Here is a 25,022-nt window from a genome sequence, read left to right as displayed (position 1 = left end):
CCGGCCGCCCACGCGATGGCCGTCGTGTTCAGTGGCGCGGGCTCCACCGGAACCACTTCCGCACGCCGAGGGCCGCCACGGCCGTCCACGCCAGGGCCATGAGCAGCGCGCGGCCCTGGTCCATGCCGCCGAGGTCGCCCGTCCATCCGCCGCGCAGGAGGTCCATCACCGGGGAGAAGGGCAGCCAGGCGCTGATGCCGGCCACGGCGTCGGGCAGGACCTCGCGCGGCAGGAAGAGCCCGGACCCGGCCATGCTCGCCATCATGAACGGCAGGAACGTCAGCTGCGCGCTCTCCGCCGTCCGGGTGAAGGCGGCCGTCAGCGCGGCCCCGACGACGAGCAGCGCCATGCCCAGCAGCAGACCGACGACCACCAGGTGCGGGGCGTCCGGTGCGGGGGCGTCCAGGACCACGGTCAGTCCGACGGCCAGCAGCACGCACTGCACCACCGCCAGCACCACCGCGGGCAGCGCGCCGCCGGCGAGGATCTCCCAGTCGCGCACCTCCCCGGTGCGCAGCCGCTTGAGCACCAGGCTCTCGCGCCGGGTGACGTACACGCCGACCAGGTTCGTGTAGATGGAGAAGAACAGGGCCATGGCCAAGGTCCCCGGCAGCAGGACGGTCGCGATGGACAGACCGGTGCCGCCCAGGTCGAGGCTCTTGACCAGGCCGCGCATCGAGACGGCCATGACGCCCGGCAGGACGACCGCGGTGAACAGGGCCGCCCTGCTGCGCAGGAGCAGGGTCAGTTCCGCGCGGCCGAGGGCGGCCATGCGGGAGGCGGGGCCGCGCCGCACGGGCCCGGCGGTGGTCATCGGTCGGGCGGGGGCGGTGGTCGTCATCGTGTCTCCTCCTCGTCGAGGCCCTTGGCGATCTCCATGAAGGCCTCCTCCAGTGATGCGGACCGGACGTCGAGGGCGTGCAGCGCGACCCCGGTGTGGTGGGCCCAGGTGAGCAGTTCGGTCGCTGTGCGTTGCAGGTCCCGGGTCTCCAGGAGGACCGTCCCTCCCTCGTTCGAGTGCCGGGTCACACCCATCGGCGCGAGCGGCGGCAGTTCGCCGAGGAAGCGGTCCTGGGGAAGCTGGAAACTGATCCGGGAGGGCCGCTCGGACACCACGTCCTCCACCCGGCCGGTGGTCGCGATCAGCCCCTTGTGCATGATCGCCAGCCGGTCGGCGAGCTGTTCGGCTTCCTCGAGGTAGTGCGTGGTGAGCAGCACGGTCGTGCCCTGGGCCTTCAGTTCGCGGATCAGGTCCCACGTGTCGCGGCGGGACTGGGCGTCCAGGCCGGTCGTGGGCTCGTCGAGGAACAGCACCTCGGGGCGCCCGAGCAGGGCCAGCGCGAGATCGAGGCGGCGGCGTTCACCTCCGGAGAGCTGCTTGACCCTCACCTTGCTCCGGCCGGACAGGTCGGTCAGTGCCAGGGCCTCGTCGGCGGGCCGGGCGCCGCTCGTGCAGCCCGCCCACATCCGTACGGTCTCCAGGACGGTCAGCTCCGGCGGGAAGCCTCCCTCCTGGAGCATCACGCCGATGCGGTGCCGCACGGCGGCCCGGTCGCGGAACGGGTCGCGGCCGAGCACCTTGACGGTGCCTCCGCTGGGAACGGCCTGGCCCTCCAGGAGTTCGAGCGTGGAGGTCTTGCCGGCCCCGTTGGTCCCCAGCAGGGCGAACAGTTCTCCGCGAGCGACCGTGAAGTCGATGCCGCGTACGGCGTCGAAGTCCTGGTAGCTCCTTTTCAGTCCGACGGTTTCGATGACTGTGTTCATGCGTTCCACACTCCCCGCGGCAGAGGCCGCGCGGCAGTGCGGTGTGTCATCAGCTCTCTGTGACGCCTGTAACGGGGCGGTATGACAGGTGTCATGCGGGCGGCTCGCCCTGAGGGCGCGGGGCGGGCGCACACCCCCGTCGCGGGCCGGGCGCACACCCCCGTGGCCCCGTCCGCCGCCCGCTCCGCGGCGGGAGCAGGAAATCCCCGGTCCGCAATTGCGGACCGGGGATTTCCTCACGTATATTGAATGTTTCTGTGTGCCCACAGAAAAGGCCCCGCACGGGGGCCACTAAGCAACACCATATGCGGCAGGGAGCGATTTTGTCAACTCGCGAAAACGTCGAATTGCAGAAGGAGCAGCAATTCATCGACCGGCTCTACGACCGTGTCGACACGCTGCGCGGGGTCACCGCGCAGCACGTCGAGGACGCCTTGACGCCGGTGGGGAACGGCCTGCAGGCCCGGCACGAGCGCGATGTGCTCGTCGCCGAGCGTTCCGGTCTGCTGGCGGCCCTGAACGCGGTGGACGGCTCGCTGTGTTTCGGCCGTATCGATCTCCACGACGGATCCGCGCACCACATCGGCCGTATCGGAATTCGTGAGGACGACACCGAACACACACCCCTTCTGATCGACTGGCGTGCACCGGTCGCGCGGCCCTTCTACCTCGCCACCGGGCATACGCCCATGGGGCTGCGGCGGCGCAGACACCTCACCACCGAGGGCCGCACGGTGACCGAGCTGCACGACGAGATCCTCGATCTCGGGGACCGCGAGCGCAGCGGCTTCGAGGACCCGAGCGGTGACGCCGTCCTGCTCGCCGCGCTGAGCTCCGCCCGCACCGGCCGCATGGGCGACATCGTGCGGACGATCCAGGCGGAGCAGGACCGCATCATCCGCGCTCCGCACCGTGGTGTCCTCGTCGTCGAGGGCGGCCCCGGCACCGGCAAGACCGCGGTGGCGCTGCACCGGGCGGCCTTCCTGCTGTACGAGCACCGTGAGCTGCTGGCCAAGCGCGCGGTCCTGGTCGTGGGCCCCAACCCGGCCTTCCTGCGCTACATCGGCGAGGTGCTGCCCGCCCTCGGCGAGACCGGCGTCATGCTCGCCACGCAGGCCGAGCTCTTCCCCGGGGTCCACGCCCACGGCACCGACACCCCCCGCGCGGCGGCCGTCAAGGGCGGCTCCGCGATGGCCGAGGCGCTCGCGCTCGCCGTACGCGACCGGCAGGCGCTGCCCGAGCCCGGCGAACCGGTCGTCATCCCGCACGACGACGGTGACCTCGTCCTGGACTGGGAGATCGCCTACGAGGCCCGTCAGGCGGCCCGCGAGACCCGCCTGCCGCACAACCTCGCCCGGCCCTACTTCACGTTCCACGTCATCGACGCCCTCACCGCGCAGCTCACCGAACGCATCGGTGCGGACCCGTACGGCGGCCCGAACTTCCTGGGTCCGGACGACGTCGCCCAGCTCGGCAAGGGCGTCGCCGCGAGCGAGGAGGTGCACGCCGCCGTCGGAGAGCTGTGGCCGGTGCTCACCCCCGAGGAGTTCCTCGCCGGCTATCTGGCCGAGCCGGTGTACGTACCGGACGAGGACGCGGAGGCCATCCGGCGCGCTCCCGGCGGCGGGGACCCGGCGTGGACCCCGGCCGACGTGCCGCTCCTCGACGAAGCCGCCGAACTGCTCGGGTCCGACGACAGTGCCGAGCGGGCCGCCGCCGAGGCCGAGCGCCAGGAGCGCGTCGCCTACGCACAGGGCGTCCTGGAGCTGTCCCGGGGCTCGGAGTCGTACGAGTTCGAGGACGAGGAGTCCGAGTTCCTGGCCGCCCACGACATCATCGACGCCGAGCGGATGGCCGAGCGGCAGGAGGAGGCCGACCACCGGAGCGCGGCCGAGCGGGCCGCGGCCGACCGGACCTGGGCGTTCGGCCACATCATCGTCGACGAGGCGCAGGAGCTCTCCCCGATGGCCTGGCGGCTGCTGATGCGCCGGTCGCCGACCCGCTCGCTGACCCTGGTCGGCGACCCGGCGCAGACGTCCGAGGAGGCCGGCGTCGGGTCCTGGGAACGCATCCTGGAGCCGTACGTCGGCGACCGCTTCGAGCATGTGCGGCTGGGGGTCAACTACCGTACGCCCGCCGAGATCATGGAGCTGGCCGCCAAGGTCGTGCGGGCGCAGGACCCGTCGTTCGAGCCGCCCGGGTCGGTGCGGTCCACCGGCGAGACTCCGTGGACACGGGATGCCGGTGCGGATCTGGCGGGCGCGGTGGCGCGGGCCGTCGAGGAGCTGACGCCCGAGGAGGGACGCCTCGCGGTGATCGCGCCGCGCGAGCTGCACGAGGAGATCGCGGCTCCGCTCGACGGGATCACGGCGGGCGCCGAACCCGACCTCACCCGTCCCGTGGTGCTGCTCGGCCCGCGCGAGGCCAAGGGGCTGGAGTTCGACCACGTGCTGGTCGTCGAGCCCGGCCGGTTCGGGACGAGCGACCTGTACGTGGCACTGACCCGCGCGACGCAGCGCCTGGGCATCGTCCACCGGGAGGAACTGCCGGAGTCGCTGCGCTGAGCGGCGGTACCGGGAGGTCACGCGGCGGCGCTTCTCCCCAAGGGGGCAAGGGGGAGTGTCCGCCGCACACCGGGCGGTGCGGCGGACACGTTCAGCGGGTCAGTCGCAGTGGAGGGCCCACGAGTTGTTGGGACGCCAGGTCTTCTCGCCGGAGGAAGCACCCTTCCAGCTGAACGTCGCCACCACGCCGAAACTCGACTTCGGCCATGCGCACGGGTTGACGGTGGTGGTGCCTGCCAGGTCCTGGGTGTCGTGCCAGCCGTCGCCGTCCTTCGCGGTCCGCATGGTCACCCAGCCATCGCCGCTGAAGCGCTGGAGCTTCACGTCGGTGACCTTGACCTGGTAGCTCCCGCCACCGGCGACGTCGGTGATCTTCGCCCGCGCCCGGTAGGTGTCGGCGGACTCGTCCCACCAGACGGCGGCACAGCGCTTGACCTGGGTGCCGTAGCACTCCCACGCGCTTTCCGCGGACGCCGATGCCGGAGTGAGGACGATCGACGCGCCGAGCGCCGCGGCGGTCAACGCGCCGGTGGTACCGATTCTGCCCACACGCCTGAACCTCATGGGGATCCTTCCTCCACTGCCGGATGATTGCGGGAACCGTATCCAGCAATTCGGGACAACGGCCTTGGCGTGCGGGGCGGTTGCGCTGCTGTGACAAAGTCAGAATTCGGTCCCTGTTCGCGGGAGCGCAGGCCCCGGCGCTCGGGGCCCGAGACCCGGGTTTCGAGCGTCGGTTCACACTTTCGGGGCGCGGAATCAGGGCTTCCGCCCGGCGCCCGAGCTTCGGGATCCGGGCGTCGGGATCCGGGCGTCGGGATCCGAGGGCCGGGATTCGAGCGATGCCTTTGACCCGGTAGGGAAAGAAGGGGGTTGGGGGAACCTCCCCACCCTCCCTGACCCCCTCCCTGACCCGTCGCGGCCAGCAAGTATGACTAATCGTGACCGACTTGCGGCGGAGCGTGGCGACTCCTTACGGTGCGAACACAGAACGACCCCGACGCGGTGTTGGCACACCAGGCCGGGGTCTCACCGCAAGATCGACGGAGACCGATCCCGTGGCTATCCAGCACCTTAACTTCGCCCTGCGCGCCCCCGCAGCCTCGCGCCCGTACCCGATGGCCAAGCCCGGTTACGGCAAACGCTCCATGCCGGACCAACGGCCGCGCAATGCCGACGACTTCGCCCTGCTCCCCGCCCGCGAGCGGTACATCGCCGGGTTCATCGACCAGCTGCCCGACGGCGCCTCGATGGACGTCAAGAGCCTCGCCAAGCAGCTGCCGCTGTACGGACAGCAGGCAGTCGGCTCGGCGCTGAAGGCGCTGGCCACCGCCGGACACCTTCGCCGCGTACGGTGCCTCGTCGGCGAGCTGGGCCAAGTGCGCTGGGTCTCGCGGACGTTCTGGTCGCGTACCGCCCGCGACAACGAGTGGTGGGCCGCCACCGAGGTCACCCCGGCAGCCGCACCGGCCACCGCGCCGCAGCCGCTCCAGGTCCCTGCGGAGGCCCCGGAGGCCGTGGCCGCCCCGCCCGCCGCGCCGCCTGCAGCGCCCACACCGGCCACGCCCGCAGCGCCCGTCGCGCCTCCCGCACCCGCCGTGTCCGCCGCGCCTCCCGCACCCGCCGTGTCCGCCGCGCCCGCCGTGCCCCAGCAGCGGATCCCGGCTCCCGAAGGCCCCTCCCCCGCGTACCTCGCGCTGGCACAGCTCGGCCGCGTCGACTCCCGCCTGACCCTGTCCGCCGCCGACTGCTCGGTCCTGGAGGCCCTGGCCGCCGGATGGTTCGCGCGCGGTGTGAACGCGGACTACCTCACGCAGGCCCTCACCGCCGGACTCCCCGCCCGGGTCGACTCCCCCGTCGGCTTCGTCCGCCGCCGCCTCACCGACAAGATCCCGCCGCACGTCCCCACCGCCCCGGCACCGCCCGCACCGGGTGCGCCCGTGCACCGCGTGATGCTGGAGTGCACCAAGTGCGGCACCCCGGGCCGCCCGGAGGCCCTGCCCGACGGCCTGTGCCGGCCGTGCAGGCAGCCCGTGGAGGGTGCCGCACCTGAGACGCCCCCCGGCCTGCCCACCGAGCGGGATGTCCGCACGCTGGCCGCCGGGCTCAGGGATCTGCTCAAGTCCCCCTGATCAGAAGGCAGTCACACCCGCTTGATCAGGCGTACGAGTTCACGCTGACGGGGCGGGTCCCGGTGTACGGCGTCCACCCCTGGAGGGTGGCGGGCAGGCCCACGCGCGTGTTGCAGTCGATCACCTGGAAGTGCAGGTGCGGCCCGGTGGAGGCGCCTGTGCTGCCCGAGTAGCCGACGATCCGGCCCTGGGGGACCCAGTCGCCCGGCTCGTAGAAGGACTGGTTCAGGTGCGCGTAGTGGGTGCACTGCCCGTTCGAGTGCCTGATGATCACCTCGATGCCGTTCTGCCAGTACGGCGACCAGTTCGAGATGACGATCGTGCCCGCTTGCGCGGCGGACACCTCGTAGTTGGCCGGGAGCCCGAAGTCCCAGGCGTACTCGTTGTAGGGGCCGGTGTGCGAGTACGTCCCCTCCGGCCCCTGGGTGACCGTGTAGGCCTCCCCCGCCGGGTAGGGCAGCTCGTAGTAGTAGTCCACGGCAGCCGCCGGGGACGCCACCGTCATCGTGACGCCAACCGCCGTCAGTAACGCACTCACCCCTACCGCCACGCGGCACAGAACCCTCTTCTTTCCGCCCATACGTGTCTCCGTTCGTGTGTCACGAGCACCGGACTCCGCCTCCCGTCGGGGGCGGAGGAGTGCAAGGATCCGGCCCCGGCCGCCCTTCCGGCAAGGGCCGCAGGGCCCGGAGGCGGGCCCGCCTCCGGCTGCCGCCGTGGTGCGGATTGGGCCCCCCTACCGGGCCGCAGGGCCCTTGACGGGGACCACGGCCGGATACAGGCCGGGGGCGCCGCGCGGTGGGCGGCGCCTCGTACGCGGGACGCCGGACGACGTGGGCGGAGCGGCGTTCACCCAGCGGCTTCGCCGACGGGATACGGGTCGTCAGCCCCAGGTGAGCGGGTCGAGATGGAGGTAGAAGCGCAGGCGGCCGGGGTCCAGGGCGATGCCGTACCGCTCGGCGAACGCCGCGTCCGCGGCCCGTGCCTGCCCCTCGTCGGTCCATGTCTCCCGCGCGTTGGCGAAGAGCAGTGCCAGGTCGGCGTGGCGGTCGGCCCGCCCGAGGCGGCCCAGGTCGACGAAGCCCGACACCTCCAGGGTCCGCGGATCGAGGATGATGTTGGGCAGGCACAGGTCCCCGTGGCAGACGACCGTGTCGGCGGCCTCCTGATCCCGTCGTCGCGCGACCTGTCGGGTGAGGCGGGCCAGCAGCTCCGCGGAGGGCGTGTGCTGCTGCTCGACGGGGAGGAACTCCGGGTTCACGGCGTCGCGGGCCACGACGTCGCGGGCCACGGCGACCACGGCGTCCAGGCCCCGGCGGAACGGGCACCGGGACACCGGCACCTCGTGCAGCCGACGGACCGCGTCCGCGATGCTCGCCCAGGAGGCACGCAGGTCCTCGGCCGGCACCTGATCTGCGGGTACGCCGGCGACGGCGCCGGTCACCAGGCAGGCGCCCGCGTCACCCTCGTGCCAGTCGAGCACTCGCGGCCCCGGGACGCCCTGGCCGCTCAGCCATGCGATCCGGTCACGCTCGGCCCTCAGGTCGGCCGCCTCCGCGGCGGGTACGCACTTGGCATACCGGGTGGCGTCCGCGCTGCGGTGGACGGAGGCTCCCGACTCGCCCGAGGTGACCGGCAGCCAGTCACCGCCGGCCATGCCGAGCGGCGCCGCCGACGCGCTCCGTGGCCCGGAGAGATCGCTCATGGCGACAACTGTAGCCAGCGCGGAGTCCCCGTTCCGGGCCGCAGGCTCCCGACGCTCGCACCCCACCGCATCGGGCACAGGATGTCGGGTCCGGCAGGGTGGGTCCTTCCTAACGTGAGGAAGCGAAAGGGAAGGAGTCCGGAATGCTGGACCGGCTGAACCAGGCCATGGAGCACATCGAGGCCCACCTCGACCAGCCGGTCGACGTGACGGATCTCGCCCGCATCGCGGTGACGTCGGAGTACCACTTCCGGCGGATGTTCTCCGCGCTGGCGGGCCTCCCGCTGTCGGAGTACATCCGGCGCAGACGGCTGACCGTGGCGGGCGCCGAGGTGCTCGCCGGCGAGCGGACGCTGCTGGAGATCGCGACGCGCTACGGCTACGGCTCGGGCGAGGCCTTCGCCCGAGCGTTCCGCACCATGCACGGTGTGGGTCCGGGCGAGGCCCGGCGCACGGGTGCGGCGCTGCACTCCCAGCAACGGATGTCCTTCCGCCTCATCGTCGAAGGGAACAGCAGCATGCGATACAGGATCGTGGACAAGGACGCCTTCCGTGTGGTGGGCAGGAAAGCCCGCGTACCGCTCGTCCACGAAGGGGCGAATCCGGCGATCGGCGACTTCATCCGGAGCATCGCCCCGGACACGATGCGGCGCATCGCCGCGCTGGCCGACCAGGAGCCGGCGGGGATCGTCGGGGTCAGCGACCAGCTCGACCCGAGCCGGGCGGAGGGGACCGAACTCGACTACTACCACGGGGTGGTGACGGGCGCCGATGTGCCGGAGGACATGGACGCCCTGGACGTCCCGGCGGGCACGTGGGCCGTCTTCGAGAACTCCGGCCCGTTCCCGCAGGCGCTCCAGTACCTGTGGCGGGACGTCTTCACCCAGTGGTTCCCGTCGAATCCGTACGGGAGCAGGCCGGGGCCGGAGATCCTGAGCGTGAGCCTGTCCGAGGACGGTACGCAGGCGGACGCGGAGCTGTGGATCCCCGTGGAGCGGTCCGCCGCCTGAGGCGTGCCGGGCACCGGGGCGTGAGGGGGCCGCCGGGGCCCGGTGGGAGGCGCCGGCGCGTGGGGGCCGCCGGGGCCCGGTGGGAGGCGCCGGGGCGTGGGGTGGCTCGGCCCGTACCGCTAGCGGGCGCCGCCCAGCTTCTCCTGGATCCAGGCGAGACCAAAGTCCAGCACCTCGCCCGCCTCGAACAGGTGGCTGTCGGCCGCACCGACCCTGCCGCGGCGGCCGATCCCGGCGGCCAGCATGTCCCGGACGATCGTCTCGAAGGGATCCTGGCCGCCGGGTGTGACGGAGGAGTAGTCGAAGGCCCCGTCCGACGAGTCGATGTCGCGGAAGCGGCGCCAGACGCGCTGCCCGCCTTCCAGGATCGGCTGCTCGTACTCCACGAAGCGCTTGCCCGGCGCGTCGGCGAGCGCCTCGGCGTGGTGCAGGAGGGTGAGGGTCTCCAGCGGCGCGCCCAGCATCAGCACCCGCCCGCCCAGAGCGACCAGCCGGGCGAGCGGACTGCCCGGCCCGTGCGGGTCGTCCCACGGATGATCGGCCGTCAGCTCGGTGGCCGCCGCCCCGAGCGCCGCGAAGCTCACGTCGGGGTGCCGGCTGCGGACGGCACCCGGCCACCGGCGCAGCGCCTCGGGGAGGCGGCCGTTGTCGTGGTCCGCCTCGCTGACCACCGGGTCGTACGCGGGATGCCCTGCCCGTACGGCGTCCTGCCAGGGCCGCGGCCAGTCCGTGAAGCCGTACGGCGGGGCGTCGTTCCAGCCGCAGGTCACCATCAGGGTCCCCCGCTCCCCCACGACGTCGCGGAGGGCGCCGATGAGGGCCGGGGGGCCGCCTGCCACGTATCCGATGGCGGACATCCGCGTATGGAACATCACCGTGTCGCCCTCGCCGAGACCGAGCGCGGTCAGATCGTCGCCGAGCCGGGCGCGTGTGACGGGGCCGTCGGCGCGCGCGAGGAGGGCGGTCTGGTCCGGGGGCGTCGCGTCCATGGAAGGACCGTATCGCCGCCGGGGCTGGCGGGGCGGCCGTTGTCCCGATCGTCGCGTGGACTGCTCGGCAGCCTCGGGGAACCGCGTCGCGTGGTTCGGCCGTCCTCACGCCCGAACAACCGCGCGGGTCACAGTGAGTGCCGCGCGGGACACGCCATGTATCCAAGGAGCAGCATGACCGCCCACGGCAGTACGCGAACCCGGAACAGCCGCCCGGCGAGCACCGGTTCCCCGGCCGCGCGCAGCACGCGCTCGGCCCTCCGGGACTGCGCGAAGGGGGTCCTGGTGCTCACGCTCGTACTCGGAGCCACCGCGGCGTGCGGCCCGCTGTCGGACAGCGGCAGCGGGACGTCGAAGAGGGGTGGCTCGTCGAACGGCGGCAGCCAGGAGGCCAGGGAGTGGAAGGTCGGCGACTGTGCCGGGCCGGACACGAGCCAGTCGAAGGACGGCTTCCAGGGACTCGACTGTGACGACCCGAAGGCGACGATCAAGGCACTCGCCGTCAAGGACGGGGAGATATTCGCCGGAGCGGTCGAATGCCCCGCCGGGACCGACGAGATCATCTCGGTGAAGGTGTCCTTCGGCGGCGACGCGACCGCCGGCCTCCCCAGCAAGACGATCTGCGGCCGCAACCTCTCCGGCGACCACCCCGGGGACGCGGGCGCCGGCGGCGGCCAGCTGGTGGTGGGTGACTGCGTGGACGACCAGGCGAAGGAAGTGGCCTGCGCGAGCGGCGGCGGGAACAAGGTCCTCGCCCTGACCAAGACCGCCGAGGAGTGCCCGGCGAACGCGGACAACCCCATCGAGCTCTTCCCGAGCCCCGGCCGCCCGTACAACGCGATCTGCACCAGCAAGGCCTGACCGACGGGGCGGCGGCGAGGCCTGACGGACCAACGGCCGGGCCCCGCACCGACGCGTGCCGGGCCCCGCACCGGCGGGTGCCGGGCCCCGCACCGGCGGGTGCCGGGCCCCGCACCGGCGGGTGCGGGGCCGGGCGGCCCGGGGTGAGGAACGGCCGGGCGGCAGAAGTGTGCGCGATGTCTTGACGTGCCCCTGCCGAGATGGCTTTATGGGAGCGCTCCCACGTCCCAGTCGAGTCTATGTGCACGTCACCCGGCACCCACTTTCTGGAGTCGCAAGTGAGATCAGCAACGAGTACGGCACGACAGAGCCCCTTAACCCTCCTGCTGAAGGGCGTGGCGGCCCTTCTCGGCGTCGTCCTGCTGGGCGCGCTCGGGCCCGCCGCGGCGCAGGCCCGCCCGGCGCAGGCGGAAGCAGCCGCCACCGGCCTGCACATCAGCGACGGCCGCCTGCTGGAGGCCAACGGGAACGACTTCGTCATGCGCGGCGTCAACCACGCGCACACCTGGTACCCGGGCGAGACGCAGTCGCTGGCCGACATCAAGGCCTTCGGCGCGAACACCGTCCGCGTCGTCCTCTCGGACGGCCACCGCTGGACGAGGAACGGCCCCGACGAGGTCGCGGGGATCGTCGACGACTGCAAGACCAACCGGCTGATCTGCGTCCTGGAGGTGCACGACACCACCGGTTACGGCGAGGACGCCGCGGCGGGCACCCTGGACCACGCCGCCGACTACTGGATCAGCCTCAAGGACGTACTCGCGGGCGAAGAGGACTACGTCGTCATCAACATCGGCAACGAGCCCTGGGGCAACACCGACCCCGCCGGCTGGACCGCGCCGACGACCGCCGCCGTACAGAAGCTGCGCGGCGCGGGATTCGCCCACACGATCATGGTGGACGCGCCCAACTGGGGCCAGGACTGGCAGGGCGTCATGCGCGCCAACGCCCGGACCGTGTACGACGCCGACACCACGGGCAACCTGATCTTCTCGATCCACATGTACAGCGTCTACAGCACGGCCCATGCGATCACCGACTACCTGAACGCCTTCGTCGACGCCGGACTGCCCATCCTCATCGGCGAGTTCGGCGGCCCCGCCGACCAGTGGGGGGACCCGGACGAGGACACCATGATGGCCACCGCCGAGGCCCTCGACCTCGGCTACCTGGCGTGGTCCTGGAGCGGCAACACCGACCCGATCCTCGACCTGGCCATCGACTTCGACCCGAGCCGCCTGAGCTCATGGGGCGAGCGCATCTTCCACGGCGCCGACGGCATCGCCCAGACCTCTCAGGAGGCCACAATCTTCGGCGACGGCGGCGACCCGGACGACACCGAGGCACCCACCGCCCCCGGCACCCCGACCGCCTCCGCGGTGACGGCCACCTCAGCGACCCTGACCTGGCCCGCGGCGACGGACAACGTTGCCATCGCCGGTTACGACGTCGTCCGTGTCAGCGGCGGCGCCGAGACCGCCGTCGCCTCGTCCACCACCACCGCCGTCACCGTGACCGGCCTGACCGCGGACACGGCGTACGCGTTCGCGGTCTACGCCCGCGACGCGGCGGGCAACCGCTCGGCGCGGTCCGGAACGGTGAGCGTCACCACCGACGAGAGCGGCCCCACGCCGGGCGTGGGCTGCTCCGTCGGGTACCGGGTGGTCGGCGAGTGGCCCGGCGGCTTCCAGGGTGAGATCACCATCCGCAACACCGGCACCACCGCCATCAACGGGTGGAACCTCGCCTTCGCCTTCGCCAACGGCCAGACCATCTCCAACATGTGGGGCGGGACCCCCACGCAGAGCGGCTCCTCGGTGAGCGTCGCCCCCGCCGGATACACGGCGTCGATCGCCGCGAACGGCTCGGTCACGCTCGGCTTCACCGGTACCAGGAGCACCTCGAACGCGGCCCCGACGGCCTTCACGCTCAGCGGCAACACCTGCAAGGCGGCCTGACCCGGCCGTACCGCCGGCCGGCGGGGCCCCACCCCCTCCCGGCCGGCGGGCTTCCCCCTCCCCGGGCTCCGACGGTCCGTCACGATCCCGGGATGCGGGCTGGAATGCGGGTAACGCCCCGCACACGTGACAGCAGGCCATCATTACGGCATGACCTCGCCCGCAACACCCTTGCACGCACTCATCGTTGTCGACGTACAACAGGCCTTCGTCCGTGGTGACGGCGCGCTGCCCGGGGCAGCGCGCCTCGTGGACCGGACGGCGGACCTCATCACGCGGGCACGGGCGGCCGGGGCGCTCGTCGTGCACGTCCAGAACGACGGACCGGCCGGTGCGGACGACGAGCCGCACACCCCCGGCTGGGAGCTCCACCACCCGGTCGAGGCGGGGCCCACGGAACACGTGATCCGCAAGACGCATGACGACGCGTTCCAGGAGACCACGCTGCAAGCCCGGTTGACCTCGTCCGGAGTGCGATCGCTCGCCGTCTGCGGCCTGATGTCCGAGATGTGCGTACAGGCGACGGCCCGTACGGCCGTGGCGCTGGGCTACCGCGTGGTCCTGCCGCACGACGCCCACGCGACGCACGACATCCCGGCGGAGCCCGGTATCAGCGCGGCGGTCCCGGCGGCCACGGTCTCACGGGTCGCCGCCTGGGCCATCAGTCAGGATGCCGATGTCACCACCCGCACCGCCGACGTCACGTTCACGGCCACACCTCCGGCGGGTCGGCCGGTCGGCGGGCCGGCGCGGAACTGAACGAAACTTTTCGAAGCTTTCGGACTGTTGACCGAAATTTATCGGAACGACTAGCCTGCCGACCGGATCCTCGGACGCCGGTGAAGTCGCCGTGCCCCGCCATGGATTCACTCTGCTTCCCCACCCGGCCAGAGGGAGCACCACCGTGATCCGAAGACCGTCGATCGTCGGCCTGTTCGCCGCCGCCGCGCTCACCGCCGCCGTCGTGTCCCCCGCGCTCGGCGCCGGGGACGGCCACGGTCCGGGCAGCTCACCGGCGCCCGGCGAACGCAACGCCCGCTGGGTGAGCACCTGGACGTCCATGCCGCAGCTGACGGAGCCGGGCAACATGCCACCGGCGCCGTTCACCCAGGCCGGCTCGGTCCTGACGGACGCCACCCTGCGCCAGACCGTCCACGTCTCCGCGGGCGGTGAGCACATACGGCTGCGCTTCTCGAACGCTTTCGGTGGCGCCGTACTGCCGATCACCAAGGCGTCGGTGGCCCTGCCGCTCGACGGCAGGGCGGGAACCAGCGCGGTGGAGGCGGGGACCACACGGCCGCTGACCTTCCAGGGCCGCTCCTCGGTCTCGGTCCCGGTGGGCGCCCAGGTGGTCTCCGACCCGCTCGGCTTCACCCTCGCGCCGGGCTCCGACCTCACCGCGACGGTGTACCTGGCGACCGGTCAGGCCTCGACGTCCATCACCTCGCACCCCGGGTCCCGCACGACCTCCTACCTGCGGGCCGGGGACCACGTGACCGACGCGGACCTGCCCGGGGCGACGCCCACCGACCACTGGTACTTCCTCAGCGGCGTCGAGGTCTGGTCCAGGAGCACCACCTCGGCGGCCGTCGTGCTCGGCGACTCGCTCACGGACGGCCGGGGCTCCACCACCAACATGAACGACCGCTGGCCCGACCTGCTGCACGAACGGCTGAGGGCTGGTGCCGCCACGTCGAAGACCGCCGTCGTCAACCAGGCGGCCGGCGGCAACCGGCTGCTGAACGACGGCCTGGGTCCCAACGGCCTGGCCCGGCTCGATCGTGACGTCCTGGCCCAGAGCGGCGTGGACTGGCTGTTCGTCTTCGAGGGCGTCAACGACATCGGCACCGCCGAAGCCACGCCCGCCGCCCAGAAGCAGGTCGCGGCCGACGTGATCGCCGCGTACGAGCAGATCATCACCCGGGCCCACACCCAGGGCATCCGTGTGTACGGGGCGACCCTCACCCCGATCGGCGGCAACACGGGGTACGACGACCCGGACGGCCACCGCGAGCAGGCCCGGCAGACCGTGAACACCTGGATCCGCACGAGCGGGCGCTTCGACGGCGTGGTCGACTTCGACCGCGCCGTACGTGACCCGAAGGCGCCCCGGCGGCTCCGGGCCGAACTGGACACCGGCGACCACCTCCACCTCAACCCCGCGGGGTACCGGGCCATGGCCGACGCGGTCCCCACCCGCCTGTTCCGGCAGGCCCCGCTCCCCCGGGGCTTCGGCTTCGACTGACGCCGGGGGTGTCCACGGGCCCGGCGGCGCATCTGCTGACAGGCTGCGGTCATGGCCTCTCTGCCCCGGATCGCGCCCATGCTCGCCACACCGGGCCGCCTGCCGCCCGCGGCCGCCGACGAGCAGTGGGCGTACGAGGTGAAGCAGGACGGACAGCGCGCCATGGCCTATCTGCCGGGGGACGGTTCGCTCACGCTGCTGGCCAGGTCCGGGGCCGTCATCACCCCCGCGTACCCGGACCTGGCGGCGCTCGGGCCCGCGCTCGGCGGCGTGGCGGCGGTGCTGGACGGCGAGATCATCGCGCCGGACGAGCAGGGGCGCGGCGACTTCGAGCGGCTGCAGTCGCGGATGGGGCTCTCCGGATCGCCTGCGAAGGCCGCCCGCATGGCGCAGCGGGTGCCGGCCCATCTGGTGCTGTTCGACGCCGTGTTCCTGCGCGGCCGGAGCCTCGTACCGCTGCCCTACTCCGAGCGGCGGGCGGCGCTGGAGGAACTCGGGCTGAACGGGCCGCGCTGGTCGACACCCGCCGTGGTCGTCGGGCACGGGGAGGAGGCCCTGACCATGACACGGGAGGCCGGGCTCGAGGGCCTCATCGCCAAGCGGCTGACCTCGGTGTACGAGCCCGGGGTCCGCGCCCGTACGTGGATCAAGATCCGCCATGCCCACACGGTGGACGTGATCGTCGGCGGCTGGGTGCCCGGACGCGGCCGGCTGGGCGGCCTGCCGGGTGCACTGCTGGTCGGCGAGCGGCACCCGGGCGGACTGCGCTACGCGGGCAGCGTCGGCACGGGGTGGAGCGACGCCGAGCGGACCAGGCTCGCGGAACTGCTCCGCGTCGCCGCGGCCGACACGTGCCCCTTCGACGAGACGCCCCCGGTCACCGGCGCCCGCTGGGTGCTGCCGCGGCTGGTCGGCGAGGTGCGGTACGCGACGCGGACGAAGGCGGGGCGGCTGCGCCACCCCTCGTGGCACCGGCTGCGACCGGACCTCGCACCGGACGACCTGGCGCCCGGTGACCCCGGTTGACGGTGCGGAAGCGGCATCCGCTCCCGGACCCCGAGCGGCCTGCGCCCAGGCCGGCGGTGAGGGTCAGGACGCGGTCCGCTTCTTCGCGGCCGTCTTCCTGGCCGGCTGCTTCCTGGCCGCCGTCTTCCCGGCCGCGGTCTTCTTCGCGGCCGTCTTCTTCGCGGCCGGAGCGGCCTTCTTCCGGGTACGGGGCTTGCCGGGCGTCATCTCGTGCACGGTCGCGTCCTCGCCCCGCGTCTCCTTGGCCGCCTTCACCGACGCGTTCAGCGCGGCCATCAGGTCCATGACCTTCCCCGGCTCCTCCTCTTCCTCCGGCGCCGCCGGAAGCGCCTTGCCCTCGGACTTGGCCGCGAGCAGTTCCTCCAGCGCCTCCCGGTAGCGGTCGCGGAAGCCGGAGATGCCGTCCAGGGCCATGCTGTCGGTGAGCTGCACGGCGCGTTCGATCTCGTCCTCGTCCAGCTCGGTCTCCCGGGGCGCGAGGGACTCCGGGCTGCGGATCTCGTCCGGCCAGCGCATCGAGTGCAGCACGATCGCGTCCTCCCGCACCCGCAGCAGCCCGAGCCGCTCACGGTTGTGCCAGGCGAACTTCGCCACGGCGACCTTGTCGCTGCGCTCCAGCGCCTTCCGCAGCAGGGCGTACGGCTTCGCCGCGACCTGGCCGTCGACCGCCAGGTAGTAGCTGTCGCTGATGCGCACGGGGTCGATGCTGTCGGCTTCGACGAACGCGACGATCTCGATGGCCTTCGCGGTCGGCAGCGGCATCCGGTCCAGTTCCTCGTCGGTGACGGGCACGGTCCGGTCCTTGGCGACCTCGTACCCCTTGCCGATCTCGTCCTGCGAGAGGACCTCGCCGTCGAGCTCGCACACCTTGCGGGTGCGGATCCGGCCCATGTCCTCCCGGTGGTACTGGTGGAAGGAGATCGAGTGGTTCTCGGTGGCGGACACCACCTTGATCGGGATGGTCACCAGCCCGAAGCTGATGGCTCCGGTCCACAGGGGCCGCGGCATCCGTACCTCCAGACCCCCCGAACGGTTCGGCCGGGAGGCGGACCGGAGCGCCTGGAAGGGAGAACCGACCCGAGAGGGCCGAGGCGCGAGCCGGGCCACCGCCCGTACCCCCGATCCTCGCGCCCCCGCCCGTGGACCGCATGTGGATCACCAGGGGGTCACCCGCGCGGCAGGCCCATCCCGCCGACCACCTCGTCCTCGCTCATCTCGCCGGTCCTGCGGAAGCCGAGCCTCAGCCGCCTCCGGCCCTCACCGGAGGGCGGCTGCTCTTTTCCAACCTGCGCGGAACGCGCTATAAATGAGCAACTTCGAGCACCGTTCGCCTGGGTTCACGCAGCCCGCACCCGCGAAGGAAGCCCATGCCGCTCATATCCACCGGTGACATCACGCACGGCGCCCGGACCGGCGCGGCCGGCGTCGGCGCCTTCAACGTCGTACAGATCGAACACGCGCAGGCCATCGTGAGCGGAGCGGAAGCCGCCGGGCTGCCGGTGATCCTCCAGGTCAGCGAGAACACGGCCCGCTACCACGGCGCCCTCGAACCGATCGGGCTCGCCTCACTGGCCGTCGCACGGGCGGCGGCCGTGCCGGTGGCCGTGCACCTCGACCACGCCGAGTCGGCCGGACTGGTGCACGAGGCCGTCCGCCTGGGCTTCACCTCCGTCATGTTCGACGCGTCGGCGCTCCCCTACGCCGACAACGTCGCGGCGACACGTGAGATCACCGCCTACTGCCACGGTCACGGGGTCTGGGTGGAGGCGGAGCTCGGCGAGATCGGCGGCAAGGACGGGGCGCACGCCCCGGGAGTACGCACCGATCCGGACGAGGCGCGGGACTTCGTGGAGGCCACGGCCGTCGACGCGCTCGCCGTGGCCGTCGGCAGCTCGCACGCGATGCTGACCCGTGACGCCGTCCTCGACTTCGCACTCATCTCCCGGCTGCGCGACGCGGTACGGGTCCCGCTCGTCCTGCACGGGTCCTCGGGCGTCGGGGACACGGGCCTCGCGGCGGCGATCGGCGCCGGAATGACCAAGGTCAACATCTCCACGCACCTGAACAAGCTGTTCACCCGGGCCGTCCGCGCCTACCTGGACACCCACGCCGAAGCCGCCGACCCCCGCGCATACCTCGGCCCGGCCCGCGACGCGGTCGCCGCGGAGGTGGCGCGCCTGCTGGACGTGCTCGCCCGGCCCGGGAGATAGGGTTCCTGCGAGCGAGGAGGACCAGGTGGCGGCACACACACGATGGACCCGGCTGCTGGAGATACTCAGCGACCAGGGCCACCTCGACGTACTCGAGGCCGCCGGACAGCTCGGCTGTTCCGCCGCCACCGTGCGCCGCGACCTGGACGAGCTCGCCCGGCAGAACCTGTTGACCCGCACCCGGGGCGGCGCGGTGGTGAGCGCCGTCGCCTACGACCTGCCGCTGCGCTACAAGGCGGCCCGCAGAGCGGACGAGAAGCAGCGCATCGCGAAGGCCGCGGCCGAGCTGGTCCCGACGGGCTCCACCGTCGGCCTCAACGGCGGCACGACGACCTCCGAGGTGGCCAGGGAGCTGGCGCTGCGGCCGGAGCCCTCGGGCGGGGGCGTGGCGCTGACCGTGGTGACCAACGCGATCAACATCGCCAACGAACTGGCGGTCCGCCCCCAGGTGAAGATCGTCGTCACGGGCGGGGTGGCCAGGCCCAACTCGTACGAGCTCGTCGGCCCCCTGGTCGACTCCGTCCTGCGTACGTTCGCCCTGGACTACACGATCCTCGGCGTGGACGCGGTGCACCCCCGCTTCGGAGCCGCCACGCACGACGAGTCCGAGGCCGGCGCCAACCGTGCCCTCGCCGAGTGCGCGGGCACGGTGATCGTGGTGGCCGACTCCTCCAAGCTCGGACGCCGGGCCTTCGCCCAGGTGTGCGAGACCGGCGCCGTATCGGTCCTGGTCACGGACCGGGACGCGCCCGAGGACGTCGTCGAGGAGTTCACCGGCCTGGGAATCGACGTCCTGCGGGTGTGAGCCGGGCCGCCGGTCAGCGGTGGCCCCCCTCCGGGTGGCCCCGCATCCACGTGCTGACGCGGTCGCGGGTGCCGATCAGCTCGGTCCGGTGCCTCTCCAGGTTCGGTGTGGAGACGTCGCCGTCGAGCGTCGTACGCAAGGCACCGATCCAGGCGATGGGCTCCTCGAAGTGGCCGGGGCCCTTCTTGTCCGCCTTCATCGACCGGTCCAGCCGGTTCAGTTCGTCCTTGACCCTGCCCAGGAAGTGGGCGCAGTCGCCGTCCCCGGGGGTGCAGTCGCCGTCCAGTGTCGCCTGGAGCCCGGCGAAGGCGTCGCGGACCAGCTCCGGGTCGCCCGGGTCCGTCTGGATGATGAGCGTCGGTGTCGGCGGGGGCGTGGGCATCAGGGAGACGCCGGCCCCGGCCTCCGCCGCGGCGGCCACGGACGGGTCGACGTACGGGACGTCACCGCCGGGCCCGTCGGTGACGGCCGCGCCGCAGTCCACCAGGAAGGCCCCCAGAACCACGGCCGGTATCGCGGCTCGCAGGCCGGTACGGATCAACATGAGGCCCCCCCTCGTCGTGTCGGCCCTGACCTTATCGCCGCGGGCGGGTCCGGCACGCCGGACGATCCGCACCGCCGGCCCGCGGCTCCGCGAGGCGGCGACGGCGGGCCCCGAAGCCCGGATCGGGCCGCCACACCGCCCCGTGGCAGCCTCCAGCGACACCATTTGCATATACATGCGAGGCAATGCATACTCTTCCCATGTCTAAGGTTCTCACCTCCCTGCCCACCGGCGAGCGCGTCGGCATCGCTTTCTCGGGCGGCCTCGACACCTCGGTCGCGGTCGCGTGGATGCGCGACAAGGGCGCCGTCCCGTGCACCTACACCGCCGACATCGGCCAGTACGACGAGCCCGACATCGCGTCGGTGCCCGGCCGCGCCAAGGCGTACGGCGCCGAGATCGCGCGTCTGGTCGACTGCCGGGCGGCACTGGTGGAGGAGGGCCTGGCAGCGCTCGCCTGCGGCGCGTTCCACATCCGCTCGGGCGGCCGTGCCTACTTCAACACCACGCCGCTCGGCCGCGCCGTCACCGGCACGCTGCTGGTGCGGGCGATGCTCGAGGACGACGTACAGATCTGGGGCGACGGCTCCACGTTCAAGGGCAACGACATCGAGCGGTTCTACCGCTACGGCCTCCTCGCCAACCCCCACCTGCGCATCTACAAGCCGTGGCTCGACGCCGACTTCGTCACCGAGCTGGGCGGCCGCAAGGAGATGTCGGAGTGGCTGGTGGCCCACGGGCTGCCCTACCGCGACAGCACCGAGAAGGCGTACTCCACCGACGCCAACATCTGGGGCGCCACCCACGAGGCCAAGACGCTGGAGCACCTCGACACCGGTGTGGAGACCGTCGACCCGATCATGGGCGTCCGGTTCTGGGACCCCTCGGTCGAGATCGCCACCGAGGACGTCACGATCGGCTTCGAGCAGGGCCGCCCTGTCACGGTCAACGGCAAGGAGTTCGGCTCCGCCGTCGAGCTGGTGATGGAGGCCAACGCGATCGGCGGCCGCCACGGCCTGGGCATGTCGGACCAGATCGAGAACCGCATCATCGAGGCGAAGAGCCGCGGCATCTACGAGGCGCCCGGCATGGCGCTCCTGCACGCCGCCTACGAGCGCCTCGTCAACGCGATCCACAACGAGGACACCCTCGCCCAGTACTACAACGAGGGCCGGCGCCTGGGCCGCCTCATGTACGAGGGCCGCTGGCTGGACCCGCAGGCGCTCATGGTCCGCGAGTCACTGCAGCGCTGGGTCGGCTCCGCCGTCACCGGCGAGGTGACGCTGCGGCTGCGGCGCGGTGAGGACTACTCGATCCTGAACACCACCGGCCCCGCGTTCAGCTACCACCCGGACAAGCTGTCCATGGAGCGCACCGAGGACTCGGCGTTCGGACCGGTGGACCGCATCGGCCAGCTCACCATGCGCAACCTCGACATCGCCGACTCGCGCGCCAGGCTCGAGCAGTTCGCCGGCCTCGGCCTCGTCGGCACGAGCCAGCCCTCCCTGATCGGTGCCGCACAGGCGGCGGCGACCGGCCTGATCGGCGCCATGCCCGCGGGCGGCGCCCAGGCCATCGCCTCGCGCGGCGAGGTATCCGGCGACGAGGAGCTGCTGGACCGCGCCGCGATGGAGTTCGGCACCGACTGACGGGTGCCCGGGCCGGCCGCCCGGCCCGGGACCTTATCCTCGGACTCACGGCGGACACGCAGGAGAGCGAAGGTGGCGGCAATGGCGAAGGTCCCGGCAGCGGCAGTGGCGGCGGGCGGTCTCGTCGGCGGGTACGGAATCGCCCGCTGGACCGGGAAGCGCCCCCTGGGCGGCATCGCGCTGGCCGCCGCCGGGTCGGTGGCGGCGTACGAGTGGAACCGGCAGGCGGGAGCCCGCGCGGCCACCGGGCTGACCGCCGCCTACGTCGCCGCCTTCGCCGGTTCGCACCCCCTGGCCAAGAAGGTCGGCGCCTGGCCCGCGGTGTTCACGGTGGCGGGCGGGGTCGCCGCGGCCTCGTGGGCGGTCACCCGGCGCACCGCCCGGTAGACGGCGAACCCGGCCCCGGCGCACCGCCCGGTAGACGGCGAACCCCGTAACCGGCACGGAGACCACGCGCCCCCGGGACGGCGCGGGGCACGACGCGCGCCCGGGGGAACGGCGCTCCGAAAAAGTCCGGCCCAGGGGATTGAACACGGGCGCCGCGGGGTGCGTACTGAAGAGCAACTCCCCGCGTGACCCGGGGGCGTGCCCGTACGACAGGACGGGCACGCCTCCGGTCAGCCTCCCAGGGCGTGGGACACCGAGTAGATCGCGAGGCCGGCCAGCGCGCCCACGACGGTGCCGTTGATCCGGATGAACTGCAGGTCTCGGCCGATGTGCGCCTCGATCTTCTTCGAGGTCTGGTCCGCGTCCCAGCCGGCCACCGTCTCGCTGATCAGCGAGGTGATCTCCGAGCGGTACGTCGTGACGACGTACGCCGCCGCGTCCTCCAGCCAGCCCTCCAGCTTGGCCTGCAGCCGCTTGTCCGTGGACAGCTTGGCTCCCAGGGACATCAGCGAGGCCCGTGCCCGCAGCCGCAGCTCGCTCCGCTCGTCCTCGGCCGCCGCGATGATCATCGTACGGACGGAGGACCAGGCGGAGGCGATGACGTCCTGGACCTCACCACGCCCCAGGATCTCCGACTTCAGCCGCTCCACCCGGGCCCGGGTGTCCGAGTCCGTCTGGAGGTCGGCGGCGAAGTCCGACAGGAACGTGTCGATCGAGCCGCGTGCCGGGTGGCCCGGCATGTCACGCATCTCCGTGACGAAACGCAGCAGCTCCTTGTAGACCCGCTCCCCCACGCGCTTGTCGACGAACCTCGGCGTCCAGCCGGGCGCCCCGCCCTGCACCGCGTCCATCACGGAGTCGCCGTGCAGGACGAGCCAGTCGTGCGCCCGTACGCAGACGAGGTCGACGACCCTGCGGTGGCCGCCGTCCGAGACGATCTTCTCCAGCATCTTGCCTATCCCCGGGCCGACTTCCGCCGCGTCCGCCCGCCGGGTGATCGCCTCCCCGACCACCGCCTGCACGTCCGAGTCCCGCAGCACGGTCAGCGCACCGCGCAGCGCGGTGGCCAGCTCGGCGGTGACCCGGTCCGCGTGTTCCGGCTCCGCGAGCCAGGTTCCGAGCCGCGAACCGACGCCCAGGGCGTGAATTCGGTCACGAACGACGTCCCCGGAGAGAAAATTCTCGCCGACGAAGGAACCGAGTGACTCTCCCAACTGGTCCTTCTTGGTGGGAATGATGGCGGTGTGGGGGATGGGCAGACCGAGCGGACGCCGGAAGAGCGCCGTGACGGCGAACCAGTCCGCCAGGGCACCCACCATCCCCGCCTCGGCAGCCGCAGCGACGTAGCCCGGCCAGCCGCCCACACCCGCGTTCTCCGCCCAGGTGGCGAGGACGTACACGAGCGCGACGAGCAGGAGCAGACCCGTGGCGGTGGTCTTCATACGGCGCACGCCGCGCCGCTTCTCCTCATCGGCGGCGGTGTACGCGAACCCGCCCGGCGTCGGCCGCGGCCGGCCGTCGGGCGACCCGGACGCCGCCGAGGGCCCCGCCTCGCCGGCACCCGCAGCGAGCGCCGGCCGCCCGCCGGGCGCAGCCCCGGCGGGCGGCGGCGCGGCCCCGGACCGTCCGGAGCCGTGGTCCTCCGGCCCGGATGCCGTTCCCTGTCCCGCGTCCTGTTCCATCCACTCCACCCGTCCGCGTACGCGTCACGCCGTGCCGTACGCATTGTCCCTACCTCACCTACTCCTGGGCCGCACGTCGAGTTCCCCAGGGCCTGTCGCATCATGAGAGCAACCCGAACACCGGGCCGAACATTGCAAGGAGAATCACCGCAGATGCCCAGGCGCCAGGGGTATGCCCTGCTCATCGCCCTCGTAGCAGGCACCGCCGCGCTCGCCGCCGTCATCGCGTTCGGGACATCACTGATCGCCGACAGGCGGCAGGCGACGTTCAACGGGCCCGCGTCCCAGACGGCGGCCCGCAATCCCGCCGCACCGGCCAACACCACCGGCACCTGGGTCGCCACCTGGACCGGAGCCCCCGTCAGCGCGGAGCCGAACGCGGGGCAGGGCTACCCCGGCCGCACCATCCGCAACATCGTGCACACCAGTGTCGGCGGCGACGCCGCCCGCATCACCCTGTCCAACCTCTTCGGCGCCGCCCCTCTCGTCATCGACCAGGCAACCGTCAACACCCGCCAGGTGACCTTCGGCGGTCTGCCCGCCGTCACCGTCGCCGCGGGCCGCCAGGTCGTCAGCGACCCCGTCCTCGTGCCCGTCGCCCCCGACGCCGACCTGGAGGTCACCCTCCGCACCCCGTACGCCTCCGGACCCGTCACCCAGCACCCCAACACCCACCAGACGTCCTACCTCGCCGACGACGAGGGCACCTGGAGCACCACCCGGTGGCGCTACCTGACGGCCGTCGACGTCCGCAACGAGACCTCGCCCGGAGCGATCGTCGTGATCGGCGACTCCCTCACGGCGGGCAGCGGCTCCACCACCGACGCCGACAGCCGCTGGACGGACGTCCTCTCCGACCGGCTCCGGCACGCCTACGGGGTCGCCAACCAGGGCATAGCAGGCAACCGCCTCCTGCGGGACAGCCCGCTCACGAAGAGCGGCGTGAAGAACCTGGGTGGCCTGAGCGGCGCCCACCGCTTCGAGCGCGACGTCCTGTCCGTCGCCGGAGCGAAGACCGTGATCATCGCTCTGGGCATCAACGACGTACAGCAGTACCCCCAGGAGACGGACCCCCGGCGCATCACGACCGGGCTCCGGGCCCTCACCGAGCGCGCACACGCCCGGGGGCTACGGGTCGTCGGAGCGACGCTGACACCCTTCCGGGGCTACGCCACCTGGACTCCCGAGCGCGACAGCGTACGTCTGGCGGTCAACGAGGAGATCCGCTCCGGCCGGATCTTCGACGCCTTCATCGACTTCGACCGGGCCGTACGCGACCGCTACGCACCCAACCGGATCCTGCCCGAGTACGACTCGGGCGACCGCCTGCACTTCAACGACGCCGGCTACCGTGCCCTGGGCCACGCCATCGACCTCGGCGCGGTGGACGGGACACCGAAGGCCGACGCCTTCTGACACCCGCGGCACACCCGGGCCGGGCGGACGGACGGTCACCGCGGAAGCGGAGGCACCGCCGGCGCGAAAGGCCGG

At 72.4% G+C, this 25,022-nt stretch carries 22 protein-coding genes; 13 read left to right on the top strand and 9 right to left on the bottom strand.

All coding sequences use genetic code 11. The annotated features are described in order from the left end of the window. Nucleotides 1-28: 28 nt before the first annotated feature. Both OO67_RS09950 and OO67_RS09945 read right to left on the bottom strand, forming a co-directional pair. The gene (locus OO67_RS09950; protein WP_033299017.1) at nt 29-841 is read right to left on the bottom strand and encodes an ABC transporter permease; all 813 of its coding nucleotides are present in this window, start codon (nt 839-841) and stop codon (nt 29-31) included. Next, nucleotides 838-1,764 (bottom strand): ABC transporter ATP-binding protein, encoded by a 927-nt coding sequence (locus OO67_RS09945; protein ID WP_033299016.1) that lies wholly within the window; start codon nt 1,762-1,764, stop codon nt 838-840. The genes OO67_RS09950 and OO67_RS09945 overlap by 4 nt, the downstream gene beginning before the upstream one ends. 347 nt (nt 1,765-2,111) lie before the next feature. Here OO67_RS09945 and OO67_RS09940 point away from each other — a divergent pair, with 347 nt between their 5' ends. Beyond that, on the top strand, nt 2,112-4,328 hold the full coding sequence (locus OO67_RS09940) for a HelD family protein (RefSeq protein ID WP_033299015.1): 2,217 nt from the start codon (nt 2,112-2,114) through the stop codon (nt 4,326-4,328). A gap of 99 nt (nt 4,329-4,427) precedes the next feature. Here the strand turns inward: OO67_RS09940 and OO67_RS09935 are convergent, their stop codons facing one another. After that, the gene (locus OO67_RS09935; RefSeq protein WP_033299013.1) at nt 4,428-4,892 is read right to left on the bottom strand and encodes a hypothetical protein; all 465 of its coding nucleotides are present in this window, start codon (nt 4,890-4,892) and stop codon (nt 4,428-4,430) included. 494 nt (nt 4,893-5,386) lie between these two features. Between OO67_RS09935 and OO67_RS09930 the strand changes: the two genes are divergently transcribed. Beyond that, complete coding sequence (locus OO67_RS09930; RefSeq protein WP_033299011.1) at nt 5,387-6,460, top strand: hypothetical protein; 1,074 nt, start codon at nt 5,387-5,389, stop codon at nt 6,458-6,460. 25 nt (nt 6,461-6,485) lie between these two features. Here OO67_RS09930 and OO67_RS09925 read toward each other — a convergent pair whose 3' ends face one another. Together OO67_RS09925 and OO67_RS09920 are read right to left on the bottom strand one after the other, a co-directional pair. After that, entirely contained in the window at nt 6,486-7,040 is a 555-nt protein-coding gene (locus OO67_RS09925) for a M23 family metallopeptidase (protein ID WP_033299009.1), read from the bottom strand. Between the two features lie 303 nt (nt 7,041-7,343). Continuing rightward, nucleotides 7,344-8,165: an APH(3'') family aminoglycoside O-phosphotransferase gene (locus OO67_RS09920; RefSeq protein WP_033299007.1), complete on the bottom strand. Its 822-nt coding sequence runs from the start codon at nt 8,163-8,165 to the stop codon at nt 7,344-7,346. Nucleotides 8,166-8,308: 143 nt separating this feature from the next. Between OO67_RS09920 and OO67_RS09915 the strand changes: the two genes are divergently transcribed. Beyond that, the gene (locus OO67_RS09915; protein WP_033299005.1) at nt 8,309-9,175 is read left to right on the top strand and encodes an AraC family transcriptional regulator; all 867 of its coding nucleotides are present in this window, start codon (nt 8,309-8,311) and stop codon (nt 9,173-9,175) included. A gap of 119 nt (nt 9,176-9,294) precedes the next feature. Here the strand turns inward: OO67_RS09915 and aac(3) are convergent, their stop codons facing one another. Next, the gene (gene aac(3), locus OO67_RS09910) at nt 9,295-10,164 is read right to left on the bottom strand and encodes an aminoglycoside 3-N-acetyltransferase (RefSeq protein WP_033299003.1); all 870 of its coding nucleotides are present in this window, start codon (nt 10,162-10,164) and stop codon (nt 9,295-9,297) included. A gap of 174 nt (nt 10,165-10,338) precedes the next feature. On the opposite strand from aac(3), the gene OO67_RS09905 reads away from it, so the two are divergent. The 5 genes from OO67_RS09905 (at nt 10,339) to OO67_RS09885 (ending at nt 16,254) form a co-directional block, all read left to right on the top strand. Further along, nucleotides 10,339-11,025 carry a hypothetical protein gene (locus OO67_RS09905; protein WP_033299002.1) on the top strand — a complete coding sequence of 229 codons (687 nt, stop codon included), beginning with the start codon at nt 10,339-10,341 and terminating at the stop codon, nt 11,023-11,025. Nucleotides 11,026-11,303: 278 nt separating this feature from the next. Then, nucleotides 11,304-12,983: a cellulase family glycosylhydrolase gene (locus OO67_RS09900; protein ID WP_033299001.1), complete on the top strand. Its 1,680-nt coding sequence runs from the start codon at nt 11,304-11,306 to the stop codon at nt 12,981-12,983. Nucleotides 12,984-13,133: 150 nt separating this feature from the next. Continuing rightward, nucleotides 13,134-13,742, top strand: a complete 609-nt coding sequence (locus OO67_RS09895) for a cysteine hydrolase family protein (RefSeq protein ID WP_033298999.1) — start codon at nt 13,134-13,136, stop codon at nt 13,740-13,742. Between the two features lie 145 nt (nt 13,743-13,887). Next, a complete protein-coding gene (locus OO67_RS09890) occupies nt 13,888-15,228 on the top strand; it encodes an SGNH/GDSL hydrolase family protein (protein WP_033298998.1) in 1,341 nt (446 codons plus the stop codon). Between the two features lie 51 nt (nt 15,229-15,279). Next, nucleotides 15,280-16,254 carry an ATP-dependent DNA ligase gene (locus OO67_RS09885; protein WP_033298996.1) on the top strand — a complete coding sequence of 325 codons (975 nt, stop codon included), beginning with the start codon at nt 15,280-15,282 and terminating at the stop codon, nt 16,252-16,254. 63 nt (nt 16,255-16,317) lie between these two features. On the opposite strand, the gene ku is transcribed toward OO67_RS09885, so the two are convergent. Then, on the bottom strand, nt 16,318-17,262 hold the full coding sequence (gene ku / locus OO67_RS09880; protein ID WP_033298995.1) for a non-homologous end joining protein Ku: 945 nt from the start codon (nt 17,260-17,262) through the stop codon (nt 16,318-16,320). Nucleotides 17,263-17,621: 359 nt separating this feature from the next. Between ku and OO67_RS09875 the strand changes: the two genes are divergently transcribed. Both OO67_RS09875 and OO67_RS09870 read left to right on the top strand, forming a co-directional pair. After that, nucleotides 17,622-18,464 (top strand): class II fructose-bisphosphate aldolase, encoded by an 843-nt coding sequence (locus OO67_RS09875; protein WP_033298993.1) that lies wholly within the window; start codon nt 17,622-17,624, stop codon nt 18,462-18,464. A 25-nt stretch (nt 18,465-18,489) separates the two neighbouring features. Further along, nucleotides 18,490-19,269, top strand: a complete 780-nt coding sequence (locus OO67_RS09870; RefSeq protein ID WP_033298992.1) for a DeoR/GlpR family DNA-binding transcription regulator — start codon at nt 18,490-18,492, stop codon at nt 19,267-19,269. A 13-nt stretch (nt 19,270-19,282) separates the two neighbouring features. Here the strand turns inward: OO67_RS09870 and OO67_RS09865 are convergent, their stop codons facing one another. Beyond that, nucleotides 19,283-19,813, bottom strand: coding sequence for a hypothetical protein (locus OO67_RS09865; RefSeq protein ID WP_051709256.1), 531 nt, complete (start codon nt 19,811-19,813; stop codon nt 19,283-19,285). Between the two features lie 200 nt (nt 19,814-20,013). On the opposite strand from OO67_RS09865, the gene argG reads away from it, so the two are divergent. Further along, on the top strand, nt 20,014-21,462 hold the full coding sequence (gene argG / locus OO67_RS09860) for an argininosuccinate synthase (RefSeq protein WP_033298990.1): 1,449 nt from the start codon (nt 20,014-20,016) through the stop codon (nt 21,460-21,462). A gap of 81 nt (nt 21,463-21,543) precedes the next feature. Next, nucleotides 21,544-21,849, top strand: coding sequence for a hypothetical protein (locus tag OO67_RS09855; protein ID WP_033298989.1), 306 nt, complete (start codon nt 21,544-21,546; stop codon nt 21,847-21,849). 230 nt (nt 21,850-22,079) lie between these two features. Here the strand turns inward: OO67_RS09855 and OO67_RS09850 are convergent, their stop codons facing one another. After that, on the bottom strand, nt 22,080-23,531 hold the full coding sequence (locus OO67_RS09850; protein ID WP_033299453.1) for a DUF445 domain-containing protein: 1,452 nt from the start codon (nt 23,529-23,531) through the stop codon (nt 22,080-22,082). A gap of 153 nt (nt 23,532-23,684) precedes the next feature. Here OO67_RS09850 and OO67_RS09845 point away from each other — a divergent pair, with 153 nt between their 5' ends. Then, nucleotides 23,685-24,947: an SGNH/GDSL hydrolase family protein gene (locus OO67_RS09845; protein WP_033298988.1), complete on the top strand. Its 1,263-nt coding sequence runs from the start codon at nt 23,685-23,687 to the stop codon at nt 24,945-24,947. Nucleotides 24,948-25,022 lie beyond the last annotated feature (75 nt).

The organism is Streptomyces atroolivaceus, from assembly GCF_000717025.1.
Taxonomy (GTDB): Bacteria; Actinomycetota; Actinomycetes; order Streptomycetales; family Streptomycetaceae; genus Streptomyces; species Streptomyces atroolivaceus.
Note: the sequence above shows the minus strand (reverse complement) of the source record. Positions and strands in the feature narration are given on the sequence as shown.

Bases quoted from the DNA above. Each gene is read 5' to 3' on its own strand.
- OO67_RS09865 (WP_051709256.1), bottom strand. From the start codon at position 19,813: ATGTTGATCCGTACCGGCCTGCGAGCCGCGATACCGGCCGTGGTTCTG.
- argG (WP_033298990.1), top strand. From the start codon at position 20,014: ATGTCTAAGGTTCTCACCTCCCTGCCCACCGGCGAGCGCGTCGGCATC.
- OO67_RS09850 (WP_033299453.1), bottom strand. From the start codon at position 23,531: ATGGAACAGGACGCGGGACAGGGAACGGCATCCGGGCCGGAGGACCAC.
- OO67_RS09945 (WP_033299016.1), bottom strand. From the start codon at position 1,764: ATGAACACAGTCATCGAAACCGTCGGACTGAAAAGGAGCTACCAGGAC.
- ku (WP_033298995.1), bottom strand. From the start codon at position 17,262: ATGCCGCGGCCCCTGTGGACCGGAGCCATCAGCTTCGGGCTGGTGACC.
- OO67_RS09895 (WP_033298999.1), top strand. From the start codon at position 13,134: ATGACCTCGCCCGCAACACCCTTGCACGCACTCATCGTTGTCGACGTA.
- OO67_RS09855 (WP_033298989.1), top strand. From the start codon at position 21,544: ATGGCGAAGGTCCCGGCAGCGGCAGTGGCGGCGGGCGGTCTCGTCGGC.
- OO67_RS09845 (WP_033298988.1), top strand. From the start codon at position 23,685: ATGCCCAGGCGCCAGGGGTATGCCCTGCTCATCGCCCTCGTAGCAGGC.
- OO67_RS09925 (WP_033299009.1), bottom strand. From the start codon at position 7,040: ATGGGCGGAAAGAAGAGGGTTCTGTGCCGCGTGGCGGTAGGGGTGAGT.
- OO67_RS09950 (WP_033299017.1), bottom strand. From the start codon at position 841: ATGACGACCACCGCCCCCGCCCGACCGATGACCACCGCCGGGCCCGTG.
- OO67_RS09875 (WP_033298993.1), top strand. From the start codon at position 17,622: ATGCCGCTCATATCCACCGGTGACATCACGCACGGCGCCCGGACCGGC.
- OO67_RS09920 (WP_033299007.1), bottom strand. From the start codon at position 8,165: ATGAGCGATCTCTCCGGGCCACGGAGCGCGTCGGCGGCGCCGCTCGGC.
- OO67_RS09905 (WP_033299002.1), top strand. From the start codon at position 10,339: ATGACCGCCCACGGCAGTACGCGAACCCGGAACAGCCGCCCGGCGAGC.
- OO67_RS09915 (WP_033299005.1), top strand. From the start codon at position 8,309: ATGCTGGACCGGCTGAACCAGGCCATGGAGCACATCGAGGCCCACCTC.
- OO67_RS09935 (WP_033299013.1), bottom strand. From the start codon at position 4,892: ATGAGGTTCAGGCGTGTGGGCAGAATCGGTACCACCGGCGCGTTGACC.
- OO67_RS09885 (WP_033298996.1), top strand. From the start codon at position 15,280: ATGGCCTCTCTGCCCCGGATCGCGCCCATGCTCGCCACACCGGGCCGC.